Here is a 15,219-nt window from a genome sequence, read left to right as displayed (position 1 = left end):
CTCATTTCAGTGGTGGTGGGGCGACTGTTCTTCCGCAGCCGGGCCGACCACCACTTCCACCTCGACCTTGCCGGCTTTTTCGAATTCCAGGGTGAGGGGGAAGCGCTCGCCGTCCACCAGCGGCTCTTTCAGCCCCATCAGCATCACGTGATTGCCGTTGGGCTTGAATTCCACTTTGCCGCCCGCCGGGATGGCGATGGAATCCAGATGCTGCATCTTCATCATTTCACCGATCTGGACCGTGGTGTGCAGCATGGCGCTGCCCGCCTTGGGCGTCTGCACGCCAACCAGCCGGTCGTTTTCTTCGCCCTTGTTGACGATGGTGAAATAAGCGGCGCCCGCCGGTGCATTGGGCGGCAGCGCGCGTGACCAGGGATGATCGATTTCCAGTGAGCCCACTTCGAATTCATGGGCCGGGGCAACGCCGCAGAACAGTGCCAGCACCGTGGTAGCCAATAGACGAAATCGCATCTTGCCTGCGCTCCTTGAAGTCCGTGGTTGAGAACCGGCGCAACCTTAGCACGTGTGGCCGTCCACATGGATGCGACCGGGTAGCGCAGAAACCTGCTTTTGGCGCACTGATACGTTCCACTGGCCGGCTGGACGCCTACAGACCTTGAGCTAGGGTGAAGGGGTAGATATCGCGACAAGGAAGCCTTCATGCATGCACAGGTGTTGCCGTTCTGGCTGTCTGGACATCGCCTTGCGGTTACCCTGGAAACAGTGGTCAGAGTCCTGCCGGCGCTGGTCGGTACGCCGCTGCCCGGCGCGCCGGCGACGGTCAGCGGATTGGTCAACGTGCGCGGCAGCATCCTGCCGGTGATCGATCTGGCACGGCGTTTCGATTGGGATTCGCCTCCGGCCGCGCTCTGGCAACCCTATCTATGGCTGCAGACCCAGCGGCGTCAACTGGTGGTGCCGGTGGACGCGGTGGAGACGGTCACTGTCTGCGTCGCCGAAGACTTCCAACCTGCCCCGCACCCCAGTGTTCCCAGCGAATTGCTGAGCGGCGTCGTGCGGACCGCCGAAGGGCTGCTGTTGATCCAGGATGTCGAGCGCCTGCTCTCCGAGAGCGACGAAGCCTTGCTGGACAGCGCCTTGCAGAATCGGGAGTCCGCCGATGATTCGCCCTGAGTCGCAGGGTTCCGGCATCGTGCTCGATGCCCTGGTGCGCAAGGTTCACCGGCACCTGGGGAGCGACTATGGCGCACGGCCGGACGAACTGCTCAAGCGCCTGCGTCTCCTGGCGCTGGAACAGGACATCGACAACCCGGCCGGCTGGCTGGCCGAGCTGGCTGCCAGCGAGTGGGACGACGGCCGGATTCAAAGCCTGACGCCGGCGCTGACCGTCGGCGAAACCTATTTCCTCCGCGACCCGGACGTCTTCGACTGGCTGGCCTACGAGTTCCTGGCACCGCTGCTGATGCGTCGCCGCCAGGAGGGTTCGCGCCACCTGCGGGTCTGGAGCGCGGGCTGCTGTACCGGCGAAGAGGCCTACAGCCTGCTGTTCCTTCTCGACGATCTGCTCGGTGCCGAGCGCACACGCTGGAACCTCGAGCTGATCGCCAGTGACATCAATGCCAGCTTCCTGAACGTGGCGGAGCAGGGCCGTTACGGCCGCAATGCCCTGCGTCATAACGACGAGCTGTTCACCACGCGCTTCTTCCAGGCCGAAGGGCGTGGCTGGCGGGTCAAGCCGGCCTGGCGCGGACGCATCCGTTTCGTCCGCTACAACCTGGCCAGCGGCGCCTTGCCCAACCCGAGCCAGGGCTTCGCCGGCCTGGACCTGATTCTCTGCCGCAACGTGCTGATGTATTTCTCCCCGGAACAGGCCACGAAGGCGCTGGAAGGCTTGCTCCGTTGCCTGAGCGACGACGGTCTGCTGTTGCTCAGCGCGGTGGAGGCGGGCATCGCCACCCAGGCCGGACTGCGCGGGCGCTGGGCGGCCAGCAACTACGCTTTGGTACGGCAGCAAGCGAGCAGCCCGCGTGCAGAGGCGACGTACGACGCCCCCACGCCTCGACGTCGCGCTCCAATCGCCCCACACATTCCGGTGCCTCGGAGCGAGCCGGAGCGACAGCCCCTGGCGGCGCCGGCGCAATCGGAGCGTCATTGGGAACAAGCCTGCGCGGCCTATGCCGGCGGCCATTACGACCAGGCCCGGCAACACCTGCTCGACTACCTGTCGCTACCATCCCTCGGCGTGGCCGAGAAAAGCCGCGCCTGCCAACTGATGGCGCGTTGCTGGGCCGACCAGCAACAGGCGGTCGAGGCCGAGAACTGGCTGCAACGTGCCCTGAGCCTGGAGCCGGACTCGGCGACCTGCTATTGGCTGCTGGCCTTGCTCGCACACCAGAACGGCTCCACCAAGGCCGCCCGACAGGCCCTGCAGAAAGCCCTCTACCTGGACCCGGACTTCATCCTCGGGCATTTCCTGCAGGCCCGCCTGATGCGTGAAGCAGGCAACCCGGCCGCTGCCGACAAGGCCTTGCGGGTGTGTCTGGAACTGCTCGTCCGGCTGCCGGAGGACGCCCCGGTTCCCCATGGCGATGGCATGAGCGGCGGCCAGTTGCGGCGCCTCTGCGAACAACTCAGGGAGGAACAGGGCCGTGGCCAACCCCGATAACCGTGATGCGGCGGCCTGGACGCGCATCCGCCAAAGCCTGGACGAGCTGGAGCGGCGCATCGAAAGTGGCTTCGCCCTCAGTGCCGAGGAACGCGAGCAACGTCTGCTGGAACGAACCCGGGAATGGGCCCGGCGCCCGGAGCAGGAAGTACCGGATGCGTTCCTGGAAGTCCTGGCGTTCAGCCTCGGCGGCGAGACCTATGCCGTGGAGAGCCGGCACGTGGCGGAGGTCCTGCCGCTCGCCCAGTACACCCCGTTACCCGGAACGCCCGCCTACGTGCTGGGTATCGTCAACGTGCGCGGCCGCATCGTCTCGGTGCTGGACCTGCGCATCCTCTTCGAATTGCCGGTCAGCGGGCTGGCCGACAAGAACTTCCTCGTCGTACTGCAGGACGAGTCGATGGAATTCGGTCTGCTGGTCGACCGGGTACTGGGCATCCAGTCCTTGGAGAAAGCCACCTTGCAGAGCGGCATGGCCAGCCTGACCGGCGTCCGGGCCAGCTATCTGCTCGGGGTGACACCGACGCAATGGACGGTATTGGATGGTGCGCGCTTGCTGGGCGATGCCAGCCTGCGCGTGGAAATCGATGGATAGGGCGCAAGGAGACATGAACATGCTCGATTACCTGATGAATCTGCGCATCGGCAGCAAGCTGGTTTTCGCTTTCGGTGTGCTGATTCTCGGCTTCGGCACCTTGATGTACAGCACCCTCGAGCGCTTCGTCGGGTTACAAGAGACGGAGGAGGAGCAATTCAAGCGCAGCTTCGAGCGCATCTCGGCGGTGCAGGAACTGCGCATCAACATCAATGCCCAGCGTGCCGAACTGCTGATGGCCATCAGTCAGGAAACTGGTCCGCAGAGTGCCGAATACGAAGCGGAAATCCGCCGCATTACCGCAGAGAACAACCGGGTGGTGGAGCGCCTACGCGCCGGCCTGAAGGATGACCAGGAGGGTCGCGAACTCCTCGAGCAGATCGAAGAAACCCGCGCGCTGAACGCCAGTACGCGCGATAACCAGATCATTCCGCTGATTCGCGAAGGCCGTATCGAGGAGGCGCGGGCGTTGATCATGGGTATCCAACTGGAGCGGATGAACAAGATCCATGCCCTCGGCCTGAAGCTGACCGCGCTGACCGACCAACGTGTCGCCCAGTCGCTGGAACGTTCGGGAGCCATCCTCGAGGCGCAGCGCGAGCGCGTGCTGATTCTCGGCCTGGCGCTGCTGGTGAGCGGCGCGTTGTTCGCCTGGCTGCTCAGCCAGCACATCGCCCGTCCCTTGTCGCGCCTGACCGGCTGGGCCGAGCAGATCGCCCGTGGCGAAATCCCCCGGGAAATCCCCGACAGCGCCCGCCAGGACGAAGTCGGGCGGCTCGGCCAGGCCTTCGTCAACATGAGCCAGTACCTGCGGGAATTGGTGACCGAGTTGAACGAAAGCACCTCCGTGCTGGCCTCGTCCAGCGAGGAAATTCTCGCGGCCACGGCGCAGACGGCCGCAGGCGCCCAGGAAACCGCGACCGCCATCAGCGAGATCGCCACCACCGTCGAAGAGGTCAAACAGACCGCCGTGTTGTCCGGCAACAAGTCGCAGATGGTGGCGGAGAACACCGAGCGCACCCGCCAGGTGGCCCAGGATGGGCGCCAGTCGGTGGAGGAAACGTTGCAGGGCATGAGCCAGATCCGCGAGCAGATGCAGGCGGTGGCGGAAAGCATCATGCGTCTCGGCGAGCAGAGCCAGATGATCGGCGAGATCGTCGCGTCGGTGGGCGATCTGGCCGAACAGTCCAACCTGCTGGGGGTCAACGCCTCCATCGAGGCGGTGAAGGCCGGCGAGGCCGGCAAGGGGTTCTCCGTGGTCGCCCAGGAGGTCAAGGCGCTGGCCGACCAATCCAAGCAGGCGACTGCCCAGGTCCGGGGCATTCTCGGCGACATCCAGAAGGCCATGACCAAGGCCGTGCTGCTCGCCGAGCAAGGCAGCAAGGCGGTGGAAAGCGGCTACCAGCGCGCCCAGGCAGCGGGCGAGGCGATCCGCGCCCTGAGCCGGAACATCGAGGATTCCAGCGAAGTCGCGATGCAGATCGCCGCCACCAGCCAGCAGCAGATGATCGGCATGGACCAGGTGGTCAGCGCCGTCGAAAGCATTCGCCAGGCCAGCCAGGACAACGTCGGCGGTGCCCGCCAGGTCGACCTGGCGGCGAAGAACCTCCACCAACTGGGCCTGAAGCTGAAAGGCCTGGCCGCCAAGTTCAAACTGTGAGCCCATCATGCCCCTTGATCGCGAGGCATTGCGGCAACGCCTACTGGCCAGCTTCCGGGTCGAGGCGGAGGAGCGTCTCGGCGTCCTGGCCGTCGGGCTGGCCAACTGGCGCGAGGCGAGCGCCACCGCCGAGTCCATCGAATCCCTGTTCCGTGAAGTGCACAGCCTCAAGGGCGCCGCCAGAGCTGCCGGATTGGGCGCCATCGAGCGTCTCTGCCATGCCTGGGAAAGCCTGCTCAGCGCGGCCCGGCATGGCCAACTGACGCTGACCCCGGAACACGTCGAGCTGTGCCGGTATGCCCTGCATGCCGTGCAGGGACTTCAGGCCGGCCAGGAACTGGACGAAGACGATCAAACCCAGTTGATCGAAAGCCTGGAGGCGGCTGCGGAAGGCGAGGCGGTGGTCCTGCCGGAAAACGTGCCGCCCGTGCAGAGCACCGCCATGCCAGCCGATCCGGCGACCGTGCGGGTCTCCGCCCCGCGCTTGGACGCCTTGCTGTTCCAGAGCGAAACCCTGCTCCAGCACAAGCTCGAGGCGCAGGCCCATGCGCGGGCCCTGAAGGCGCTTGCCGACAGCTTCCAGCCACAACGGGCGAGGCAACTGCTCGGCCAGGAGACCCTTAAGCCCCTGCGTGCCGGCCTGGACGAGCTGGCCCCCAGCCTGCGCGATGCCCTGAAGAACCTGCTCGACTACGTGGACTGGAGCCTGGCGCAGCTCGATCGCCAGCATTTCGAGGCCGTCCGCCTGGTCAAGGCGGGGCAGCATCTGGCTCTGGGACTGGCACAGCTCTCGGAGAACTTGCGCGAAGGGCTGGAGGACGTCCTGCTGCTGTCCGGCCGCAGCCTGCTGGAAAGCCTGCCGGCCATGGCCCAGGACCTTGCCGTCCAGGCCGGAAAGCGTCTGGAACTGCACATGCGCGGCGAGACTCTACAGATCGACAAGCGCATCCTCGATGAGCTGCGACCGGTCGTCACCCACCTGCTGCGCAACGCCGTCGACCATGGGATCGAGCCACCCGACGTGCGTACCGCGCAGGGCAAACCGGCAGTGGGGCGGATCGAGATCGAGCTGCTCCAGGAGGCCGCCGACCGCTTCGAACTGCGGATACGCGACGACGGCCAGGGCATCGACGTCGAGCGGCTGAAGAAGCGTGCCGTGGAGCTCGGCCTGATGAGCGACGAACAGGCGGCCGAGTTGTCTACCGGGGAGGCACAGGCGCTGGTGTTCGCCTCGGGCCTGTCGAGCAGCACGATCATTACCGACCTGTCCGGGCGCGGTCTGGGCATGGCCATCGTGGAACAGGCGGTCGAACGGATCGGCGGGCATGTCGAGACGGAGTCCAGACCGGGGCAGGGGACCTGCTTCCGCCTGCACCTGCCGATCAGCCTGTCGATTTTCCGTGCGGTGATCGTGCGCGTGGCCGAGCGTGTATTTGCCGTCCCGGCCCTGGCTGTGGAGCGCTGTCTGCGGCTGCCGGACACGGCGATGAAGCGCCTGGAGAACCGGCCTTCGCTGGTGGTTGGCGAACAGGTACTGCCGGTCTGGACCCTCGCCGAAGTGCTGGGCCTGGAGCCGACACCGATCAATGGCAGCGAACTGCTGGCCCTGTTGCTCAAAGTGCGCGGAGATCGCTTCACGCTGTTGATCGACGAATTGCTGGGAGATCAGGAAATCAGCGTCAAGAACCTCGGACGGCAACTGATCCGCGTCCCCAACCTGCTGGGCGCCACGGTGCTGGGCGACGGCCGGCTGGTGCCCATCCTGCATCCCCAAGACCTCTACCAGAGTGCCCTGGGCACGATCAGCAGCGGTCCGGCCCTGGCCTCGCGGGAAGCTGCGGAGAAAAAGGTCCAGCGCCTCCTGATCGCCGAAGACTCCTTCACCTCCCGGGGCCTGCTGAAAACCATCCTGGAGGCGGCCGGCTATCAGGTCGCGACGGCCAACGACGGCCTGGAAGCCTGGAACGCCCTCAAGCAGGGCCAGTTCGACCTGCTGGTCTCGGATGTCGAAATGCCCCGCATGGACGGCTTCAGCCTGACCGCCCGGATTCGTGCCGACCGCGAGCTGTCCGAGCTGCCGGTGGTCCTGGTGACCGCCCTGCATTCCGCCGAAGACCGAGCCCGCGGGCTCGAAGCGGGCGCCAACGCCTACCTGGTGAAGAGTGGTTTCGAGCAGGAAACCTTGCTCGATGCCATTCGCCGGTTGATCTGACTGAGGGACGAGCGCATGCGTGTGCTGATCGTGGACGATTCACCGGTGTTGCGCCAACTGTTGCGGGCCATTCTCGAAAGCGAAGGCTGCGAGGTGATGGAGGCGGCCGATGGCGAGCAGGCCCTGGCGGTGCTGGCGCGTTTCACGCCCGACATCGTCACCATGGATGTGCACATGCCGGGCATGGACGGCTACGAAACCACGGCGCAGATACTCGAACGCTATGCCTTGCCGGTGGTGGTCATCACCGCCAGCGCCAATCCCAAGGACTCGGAAACCGCCATCCGCGCCCTGGAGGCGGGGGCCCTGGCCGTGTTGGAAAAACCCGGCGGCCCCAGCGTCGAGGGCTTCCAAGAACGCGTCGACGAACTGCTGCGTACCCTGCGTAGCATGTCCAAGGTCAAGATCGTTCGCCGCTCGCGGCTCGCCGGCAAGGTCCGCAGAAAGCCGGCGTCGGAGAAGGGCGACGAGGTGGCCATGGTCCCGGCGCTGATCGTCGCCATCGCCGCTTCCGCCGGCGGGCCGGTGGCGCTCAAGTCCCTGCTGCAGGCCGTACAGCCGCCGTGGCCCTGGCCCGTGGTGATCGTCCAGCACATCGCCGCGGGCTTCATGCCCAGCTTCCGCGACTGGCTGGCGGGCTTCACGCCGATACCGGTCAGCCTCGCCGAGCAGGACCAGGCGCTGGCGCCGAACCAGGTGTACCTGGTGCCCGACGGTTTCCATCTCGGTTTCAACGCGAATCGTCGCGTATTCCTGGACGATGCGCCCCCCGAGGATTACATCCGGCCTTCGGCGAACTATCTTTTCCGTTCGTTGGCCCGGCATTTCGGCCGGCACACGATTGCCATCCAACTGTCGGGAATGGGACGGGACGGTGCGGATGGGTTGGCGGAATTGTTCCGGGCCGGGGCCCTGACCCTGGTTCAGGAACCTTCCAGCGCGGTGATCGACTCCATGCCCCGGGCGGCGCTGGCAGTCGCGCGGCACGTGCTTCCCCCCAAGGAAATCGCCGAGAGGTTGAACCGGCTCGCGGCGCAGACAAGTCCGGTTGTCCAGGGCAACAAGGAGTAAGCCATGTACAGCAACGCGGAAATCCTCGTCGTCGAGGACAGCCCAACCCAGGCGACGGAGCTTCAGTACCTGCTGGAGTCCGCCGGCTGCACGGTGAGGGTCGCGCATAACGGCGTCGAAGCCCTGGCCAGCATCGCCGAACGCCGCCCGACCATCGTCATCAGCGACATCGTGATGCCGGAAATGGACGGCTACGAACTCTGCCGCCGCCTCAAGAGCCAGCCCGAAACCCAGTTCATCCCGGTGATCCTGGTGACCTCGCTGGCGGATGCCCGTGATGTCGTGCACGGGCTGGCCTCGGGCGCCGACAACTTCATCGTCAAGCCCTTCGACGAGAAGTACCTGATGTCGCGCATCCGCTATTTCCTGGTCAACCTCGAACTGCGCAACCACGAACGGGTACAGATGGGTGTCGAGGTGGTGCTGGAGGGCGAGCGTCACTTCATCACCGCGAGCCGGCAGCAGATTCTCGACCTGCTGATTTCCACCTATGAGCAGGGCGTGCGGCTGAATCATGAACTGCAGGCCAAGCACGACGAACTGGCGAAGACCAACTCGGTGCTCAACAGCCTGTTCCACTTCACCACCGGCCTGACCGACGCGCAGAGCGAGCAGAGCGTCATCGAGGCCGCGCTCAAGCGCATTCTCAGCTTCCCGGATGCCAAGGGCGCCTGGCTGCTGCTCTGCGACCCCAAGGACCCACGCGAAACCGTGCGGGTCGGCGGAGCCTACGGCAAGGGGCGCGACTACTCGCTCGAAAACCTGGCGCGCTGCGCCGCCAACTGCCCCTGCCGGCACGCCTGGTTCAGCGACCGGCTCAACACGCCGAGCAACATCCTCGGCTGCCCGGCGCTGGAGCGGGTGGGCGATGGGTACCATGCCAGCATCCCGCTGGTGCTCGGCAGCGAGACCATCGGCATGCTCAACGTGGTCCACAGCGGGGCCCAGGAATGGCCGCAGGATGCGCTGAACGCCCTGGCCTCGATCGGTCGCCAACTGGCCATGGCATTGGGGCGGGCGCGGTTATTCGAGAGCATGGAGCAACTGGTCGAGCAGCGCACCCTGGCCCTGCAACAGAGCGAGACGCTGCTGCGCAAGATTCTCGACAGCCTGCCGGTGGGCGTCTTCGTCGCCGACAAGGAAGGCCGGCTGATCATGAGCAACCCGGAGAGCAGCCTGATCTGGGGCGGCAACCTCCCGGCCGGGCTGGAAGGCTATGGACAATACAAGGGCCGCTGGGCCGAAACCGGTGAACCGCTGTCCCGCGACGACTGGGCCATGGTCCGCGCCGTGCACAACGGCGAAGTCTCGCGCAACGAAGTCATCGACATCGAAACCTTCAACGGCGAGCACAAGACCATCCTCAACTCGGCGGTACCCTTCCTCGACAGCGGCGGCGTGATCCAGGGTGCCATCGTCGTCATCCAGGACATCACCGCCCAGCGCCAGCGCGACCTGGACATCCGCATCCGCACCCGCGCCATCGAAGCCAGCGTCAATGCCATCGTCATCACCGACAACGAGCAGCCGGACCAGCCGATCGTCTACGTCAACCCGGCGTTCGAACGCATCACCGGCTACAGCGCCGAAGAAGTAGTGGGGCGCAACTGCCGCTTCCTGCAGGGCGAGAACCGGCAGCAGCCGGAACTGGAAAGCATCCGCCGGGCGCTGCGCGCCGAGGAGGAGGGCGGCAGCCTGTTGCGCAACTACCGCAAGGACGGCTCCGAATTCTGGAACGACCTCAAGGTGGCGCCGGTGGTCAACGACCGGGGCAAGGTCAGCCATTTCGTCGGCATCCTCGACGACGTCACCGCCGGCAAGCGCTACCAGGAAGAATTGGAACACCAAGCCAACCACGACAGCCTCACCGGGCTGCCCAACCGCAACCTGCTGCACGACCGCATCCGCCAGGCCATCGCCTTCGCCAGCCGCGACGGCACTTCCTTCACCCTGGCCTTCCTCGACATCGACCATTTCAAGCTGATCAACGACGGCATGGGCCATAACGCCGGCGATCAACTGCTGCGCATGGTCGCCGCCCGCCTGCTGGAAAACGTCGGCGAGGTGGATACCGTCGCGCGCCTGGGCGGCGACGAGTTCATCATCCTGCTGGCCCATACCGACCAGCTCGACAAGCAAATCGCCTGGCTCGAACACCTCAAGGAGCGCATCGCCGAGCCCATGGAGCTGGAAGGCCAGGAACTGGTGGTGAGTTGCAGCATCGGCTTCTGCTGCTTCCCCAGCGACGGGCGGGACGCCGGCACACTGCTGCGCAACGCCGACACCGCCATGTACCAGGCCAAGCACCAGGGGCGGAACCGCATCTGCGCCTTCATGCCGGAGATGAACGCCCAGGTGCAGAAGCGCCTCGAGCTGGAGCGGGATGTCCGCTACGCCCTCCAGCACAGCGAATACCTGGTCGTTTACCAGCCCCAGCTCGACCTGCACAACGGCCGCCTGTGCGGTTTCGAGGCCCTGGTGCGCTGGAGCCGCAAGGGAAAGACCGTGCCGCCAATGGACTTCATCCCGTTGGCGGAGGAAACCGGCTGGATCGTCGCCATCGACTTCTACGTGCTCGAAGCGGTGTGCCATCAGTTGCATCAGTGGCGTAGCGATCTGCCGCGTGACCTCGCCATCGCGGTGAACTTCTCGGCGATCAGCTTCATGGAAGCCAACTACGTCGCCCGGGTAGCGGAAATCCTCACCCGGACCGGCACCTCGCCGCGCCTGATCAAGATCGAGATGACCGAAAGCATCCTGATGAACAACGCCGAGGACGTACTGCTCAAGATGCAGCAACTCAGCGCCCTGGGCATCCGCTTCTCCATCGACGACTTCGGGACCGGCTACTCCTCGCTGGGTTACCTCAAGCGCTTCCCCTTCGCCCAGTTGAAGATCGATCGCAGCTTCGTCGCCGACGTGCTGACCGAGCCGGACAGCGCCTCGCTGACCCGCTCGATGATCTCCATCGGCCACAACTTCGGTATCCGGGTGATCGCCGAGGGGGTGGAGAACGCCGAGCAGCTCAGCTTCCTGCGTCGTGCCGGCTGCGACGAGCTGCAAGGCTACTTCTACTCACCGCCGTTGCCGGCCCAGGCCTGCCTGCAATTCCTGCAGAACGGCGGCCTGCTCTCGCTTCCGGAGCGCATCCTCGACAGCACCGAGCACTACCTGCTGATCGTCGGCAACGAGGCTAACAACCTATCGATCCTGCAACGCGAGCTGGGCCTGGAAAGCTACCAGTTGCTCATCGCCGGCAGTGGCATGGAGGCCTTCCGCCTGCTGGCCACCAACCCGGTCGACGTGATCCTGACCGACCTGCGCCTGACCGACACCAACGGCGTCGACCTGCTGCGTCGGGTACGTGTCATCTACCCCGACATCGTGCGCATGGCCCTGAGCAACAGCAGCGAAGTGCCGAGCATCCTCAAGGCCATCAACTCCGGCGTCATCCACCGTTTCATCAGCAAACCCTGGGAACCGGACGACCTGCGCCACCAACTGCGCGACGCCTTCCACCTGCGCGAGCTGCAGCGGGAAAACCAGCGGATGCGCCAGCAGTTGAGGATTTCCAACGAGTGAGGCGGCCAATGCGAACCGTCAACGGTAGGGCGTGGCGATGAAACTGGGCGTGTTTTGACCCGGATTGATGACCGTGATGACTTGTCGGTAACGGTCATCGAAGCGTTGTGTCGCCGTGCGCTCTAGTCCGGCGTTACGCTGCATCGAGCCATTGATGGCTTCACGCAGGGCACTCCAGCTCTCGGTCAAGGACTGCATGGCAACCCGCATACCATGTGTGTTTTGCTCGGTCAGATCGAGAGTGCTGTCGTTTGTCAAACCATGGGCGTGCAGGTGCGCCAGCTCCTGAACGGTTCTCGTGGCTCTCATTAACCGCTCGTAACGCGTCTGCAGCTCCGGCTGAGTACGGAGCTGATTAAGCTGCCGCTGGCTCAACCCTTCGCGCTGCAACTGAGCGAGTTGACCTTGAATCTGACTTGCCTCTGCTTGGCGGGCATGAGCCCCACCGTCCTCGTGGGTCTCATGGGACCGAATGTGATCCGTTGTGCGAATTCCGCCGATACAGTTTCCCATTTGATGCTCCTTCCTACAGATGAAATGGCAGCCTTGCAATTCGCTGCCTGACCTGAGTGGGGCGCTCTAGAATGGGGTTCCCAGGGATTTTCAATTTGCATGAGATGCCAATGGACGAATGATTCAAGGTTCGCTGCAGTTCTGTAGGGGCGAATTTATTCGCCCAACGTAGCCAAGGCAGGCGAATAAATTCGCCTCTACTCGAAGAGCTTTTGGGAAGCGAGCTCTGCTCGCGAATCGCTTGCGCAAAAGCCTCGCCAGAAAAGCAGCTATGCTTGCGGCGTTCACCATCGAACCCGGCAAGGAGGTGCACAGGATGGGATGCCCGCACGTGTGTTCCGGCGCCACGCTGCAATGCAGCTTCGGCGCCGCGCCCGCGACGCTCAACGTGCTGCCCGTGAACCGGACGCTGATCGGAGGCATGCCGGCGGCGAACATCATGGACTACATCCCGCTGGTCAATATCACCACCTTCGGCATGTGCCAGAGCCTCGCCAATCCCACCGTCGCCTCGGCGACCGCCGCAGCCATGGGCGCGTTGACCCCCATGCCTTGCATTCCCGCTACCGCCACGCCCTGGATTCCGGGGGTGCCGACCCTGCTGCTCGGCAACATGCCGGCGCTGGATGCCAACTGCACGCTGATGTGTACCTGGGCCGGGGTAATCAAGGTCGTCTACCCCGGGCAGGTGCAGATGCTGATTCCCTAGACCCGGATTGCGCTGGCGCTTATCCGGGCTACTCCCGTAGGGGCGAATTCATTCGCCCCTACACGGAGTCGGGCTTCGCTTTGTAGGAGCGAGCTCTGCTCGCGAATTTCCTTGCACAAAAGCTTCGCCAGCAGAGCTGGCTCCTACAAAAACGGTGTAGATGAGCATCATCTGGACAATAGGCGAATTCCGGTCACCGACTGGCTCGAAGCCACCTCGGCCACCAATGCCCGGCTCGTTAGGGATTGCCGCAATTGTGACGCACTGAGGATGGCAACTGTGATGCGTCTTCCGCCGAACGCACGGAGCCCTGGCATACCTTCAAAGCGCTTCACCAAACATGAATCGCAAGAGGGATGAAAAATGAAAGAAGGAAAAGAGGTAACCCGCAGAGAGGTACTTGGCGTAATCGGTGCACTTGGTGCATCGGCGGCGGTAGTAGGTAGCTCGGCAGTCATGGCCTCATCTCTGAGTACTGTGGACAGCTCCGACGCGAAGTCCGGACAGGGTGGTTGTTCGCGTGGCTTGGAATTTCCGCATACGGCATCGACAACCGTCGAGGTAGTGACCGCCCAAGCCCTTGCGGCGCTCACCAACAATGCTGATGCCATGGTCTCGACGACCAGTTCCTGGGATCAAAACTTCGTATTCATGAAGTCGAATGCGAACGGGGAGATCGATTTCTTCAAAACGCTCTTCAGTTTGGAAGATATCTGGCAGTTCTTTTCCGCCAATTACACCCGGGTCTCCAACCCGGGCGGTGAACAGCGCCTCAGTGAGCTTTCGGGCACGTGGTATGACCTCATCGATTCGCGCTACAACCAATTCGTCTTGCCGGATGGCCCCACGCTTACGCAACGGGGCGTGTTCCTCTTCACGACATGGCCTGACGGCGTTGCCGGCCATTTCTTCTGGGCCGAGCCGACATGGGCACAACCCTTCGACGTCGAAGCGCCCGTGGAGCTGACCAACAAGCTGATCGCTTACGAAGAGGCATGGCGATCAGGAGATGTCGAAGCACGACTGGCCTTGATCGAAGACGTCCAGACCCGCAGCAGTGCGCGTGTCACCGACCTGACCGGCAACCGGCGCAGCCGCTTCGTTGCGGAAACCAAGGAGGAACTGCGGGCGGCGTGGAATTTGCCAAGCGCCGGAACAGTGGTCGAGCTCGAGCGCATCCATCACGTCGTCTCTACCTTCTACGTCTTTGCCGCGTACAAGTTGGTGCTCATCGTCGATGGCGAGAAAGTCATCAGGGAGACGGCACTGCTCCTTCCTCTTGGCCCCAACCGGAAATTCATCGGCGAGATGAGCTACTCGTTCGAGTCCACCCCGTAAGCCCTGCGCTCAGGTTCTCCTGAGCATCGCGCTTCCTCGATGCGTCAGCATTTCCCGACACTGGCCTGGGATGATGCATCCAGGAATAGAGATTCCCAGCTTCCGTGAAATCCTGTTTCGGTTCGATGCTGGTAAAGCTCGTGCAACTGGCCGGCGTGGTTAGCGCTCCAGCTCGGCCAGAGTGCCGTTCCTTGTAGGGGTGAATTCACTCACCCTTCGTCAGCGCAACCAGCGCTTCAACAAACCGCCTCCAGCCTCCTCCATGGGCCGCGTTCCAAACCACGGCAGGCTGTCCAGCGGCACCCACAGTTTGCCTTGCCATTCCAGCAGGCTCACCCGCTGAGAAGCCCAGGTCATCTGGGTGCGGCGAGGCTGTTGTGTCTCGGTCGAGAAGGCATCGCGCAGCGCCGGGATCACCTCGACATTGAGCCAGCGACGCAGGCTGCGGTTTTCCGGGTGGGGGTATCGACCGAGAGCCCGATAGATACCGGATTCGTTGATGACCTGTGCGTCTTCTTCGCCGCCGCTGGCGTGGAGGAAACGCACGGTACGAATCTGGTCGTCCTCCATCATCCGGGTAATTCGCTGGGGATGGCGATGGCCGATGAGCCGGCAGAAGTCTTGAGCGTCGAACCAAGGTTGGTTGTCGATCATCACGCCGCGCAGGGGGCGGTTGTAGCGAAGGAAAGTGTGAGGAGTGAGAGCGTCATGCATGGTGGGATTCCTTTGCTGGTTAAGGAGCCGCCACCTGTCGCTGTCAATCGAAGGGTGGCAGACCGCGCAGGGTTGACAGACCGGGCAAAGGAGCCGGCAGACCACAAGGGTCTCCCCACGCGATCTGCCATAAAGCACCACCAAATTGATGGCGTGCGGGAGCCTGCAAAAACATACGCCGTTTTTGCATGCGCCATAG

12 protein-coding genes are annotated in these 15,219 nt (G+C 63.9%); 9 read left to right on the top strand and 3 right to left on the bottom strand.

Annotation, left to right across the window (positions count from 1 at the left end):
• Positions 1–6 precede the first annotated feature (6 nt).
• On the bottom strand, positions 7–471 hold the full coding sequence (locus PIN01S_RS02855) for a copper chaperone PCu(A)C (protein ID WP_084333630.1): 465 nt from the start codon (positions 469–471) through the stop codon (positions 7–9).
• A gap of 189 nt (positions 472–660) precedes the next feature.
• Here PIN01S_RS02855 and PIN01S_RS02850 point away from each other — a divergent pair, with 189 nt between their 5' ends.
• The 7 genes from PIN01S_RS02850 to PIN01S_RS02820 are packed head-to-tail and all read left to right on the top strand — an operon-like array spanning position 661 to position 11,746.
• Positions 661–1,134 (top strand): chemotaxis protein CheW, encoded by a 474-nt coding sequence (locus tag PIN01S_RS02850; RefSeq protein WP_084333629.1) that lies wholly within the window; start codon positions 661–663, stop codon positions 1,132–1,134.
• The gene (locus tag PIN01S_RS02845) at positions 1,121–2,626 is read left to right on the top strand and encodes a CheR family methyltransferase (RefSeq protein WP_169715777.1); all 1,506 of its coding nucleotides are present in this window, start codon (positions 1,121–1,123) and stop codon (positions 2,624–2,626) included. The genes PIN01S_RS02850 and PIN01S_RS02845 overlap by 14 nt, the downstream gene beginning before the upstream one ends.
• On the top strand, positions 2,610–3,221 hold the full coding sequence (locus PIN01S_RS02840; protein ID WP_084333627.1) for a chemotaxis protein CheW: 612 nt from the start codon (positions 2,610–2,612) through the stop codon (positions 3,219–3,221). The genes PIN01S_RS02845 and PIN01S_RS02840 overlap by 17 nt, the downstream gene beginning before the upstream one ends.
• A gap of 19 nt (positions 3,222–3,240) precedes the next feature.
• Complete coding sequence (locus tag PIN01S_RS02835) at positions 3,241–4,881, top strand: methyl-accepting chemotaxis protein (protein WP_084333626.1); 1,641 nt, start codon at positions 3,241–3,243, stop codon at positions 4,879–4,881.
• 7 nt (positions 4,882–4,888) lie between these two features.
• On the top strand, positions 4,889–7,093 hold the full coding sequence (locus tag PIN01S_RS02830) for a hybrid sensor histidine kinase/response regulator (RefSeq protein WP_084333625.1): 2,205 nt from the start codon (positions 4,889–4,891) through the stop codon (positions 7,091–7,093).
• Positions 7,094–7,108: 15 nt separating this feature from the next.
• On the top strand, positions 7,109–8,164 hold the full coding sequence (locus PIN01S_RS02825) for a chemotaxis protein CheB (RefSeq protein WP_084333624.1): 1,056 nt from the start codon (positions 7,109–7,111) through the stop codon (positions 8,162–8,164).
• A gap of 3 nt (positions 8,165–8,167) precedes the next feature.
• Positions 8,168–11,746, top strand: coding sequence for an EAL domain-containing protein (locus PIN01S_RS02820; RefSeq protein WP_084333623.1), 3,579 nt, complete (start codon positions 8,168–8,170; stop codon positions 11,744–11,746).
• An 18-nt stretch (positions 11,747–11,764) separates the two neighbouring features.
• Here the strand turns inward: PIN01S_RS02820 and PIN01S_RS02815 are convergent, their stop codons facing one another.
• Complete coding sequence (locus tag PIN01S_RS02815) at positions 11,765–12,259, bottom strand: hypothetical protein (RefSeq protein WP_084333622.1); 495 nt, start codon at positions 12,257–12,259, stop codon at positions 11,765–11,767.
• 316 nt (positions 12,260–12,575) lie between these two features.
• On the opposite strand from PIN01S_RS02815, the gene PIN01S_RS02810 reads away from it, so the two are divergent.
• Both PIN01S_RS02810 and PIN01S_RS02805 read left to right on the top strand, forming a co-directional pair.
• Positions 12,576–12,968, top strand: a complete 393-nt coding sequence (locus PIN01S_RS02810) for a DUF4280 domain-containing protein (protein WP_084333962.1) — start codon at positions 12,576–12,578, stop codon at positions 12,966–12,968.
• A gap of 363 nt (positions 12,969–13,331) precedes the next feature.
• A complete protein-coding gene (locus PIN01S_RS02805; RefSeq protein ID WP_139198548.1) occupies positions 13,332–14,306 on the top strand; it encodes a hypothetical protein in 975 nt (324 codons plus the stop codon).
• Positions 14,307–14,525: 219 nt separating this feature from the next.
• Here the strand turns inward: PIN01S_RS02805 and PIN01S_RS02800 are convergent, their stop codons facing one another.
• Positions 14,526–15,020: a BRO-N domain-containing protein gene (locus PIN01S_RS02800; protein WP_084333620.1), complete on the bottom strand. Its 495-nt coding sequence runs from the start codon at positions 15,018–15,020 to the stop codon at positions 14,526–14,528.
• Positions 15,021–15,219: the final 199 nt, after the last annotated feature.

This window comes from Pseudomonas indica NBRC 103045, from assembly GCF_002091635.1.
Lineage (GTDB): Bacteria > Pseudomonadota > Gammaproteobacteria > Pseudomonadales > Pseudomonadaceae > Pseudomonas_M > Pseudomonas_M indica.
Note: the sequence above shows the minus strand (reverse complement) of the source record. Positions and strands in the feature narration are given on the sequence as shown.

Coding starts and splice junctions, on each gene's coding strand:
- PIN01S_RS02855 (WP_084333630.1), bottom strand. CDS start 471: ATGCGATTTCGTCTATTGGCTACCACGGTGCTGGCACTGTTCTGCGGC.
- PIN01S_RS02850 (WP_084333629.1), top strand. CDS start 661: ATGCATGCACAGGTGTTGCCGTTCTGGCTGTCTGGACATCGCCTTGCG.
- PIN01S_RS02845 (WP_169715777.1), top strand. CDS start 1,121: ATGATTCGCCCTGAGTCGCAGGGTTCCGGCATCGTGCTCGATGCCCTG.
- PIN01S_RS02835 (WP_084333626.1), top strand. CDS start 3,241: ATGCTCGATTACCTGATGAATCTGCGCATCGGCAGCAAGCTGGTTTTC.
- PIN01S_RS02830 (WP_084333625.1), top strand. CDS start 4,889: ATGCCCCTTGATCGCGAGGCATTGCGGCAACGCCTACTGGCCAGCTTC.
- PIN01S_RS02825 (WP_084333624.1), top strand. CDS start 7,109: ATGCGTGTGCTGATCGTGGACGATTCACCGGTGTTGCGCCAACTGTTG.
- PIN01S_RS02820 (WP_084333623.1), top strand. CDS start 8,168: ATGTACAGCAACGCGGAAATCCTCGTCGTCGAGGACAGCCCAACCCAG.
- PIN01S_RS02815 (WP_084333622.1), bottom strand. CDS start 12,259: ATGGGAAACTGTATCGGCGGAATTCGCACAACGGATCACATTCGGTCC.
- PIN01S_RS02810 (WP_084333962.1), top strand. CDS start 12,576: ATGGGATGCCCGCACGTGTGTTCCGGCGCCACGCTGCAATGCAGCTTC.
- PIN01S_RS02805 (WP_139198548.1), top strand. CDS start 13,332: ATGAAAGAAGGAAAAGAGGTAACCCGCAGAGAGGTACTTGGCGTAATC.
- PIN01S_RS02800 (WP_084333620.1), bottom strand. CDS start 15,020: ATGCATGACGCTCTCACTCCTCACACTTTCCTTCGCTACAACCGCCCC.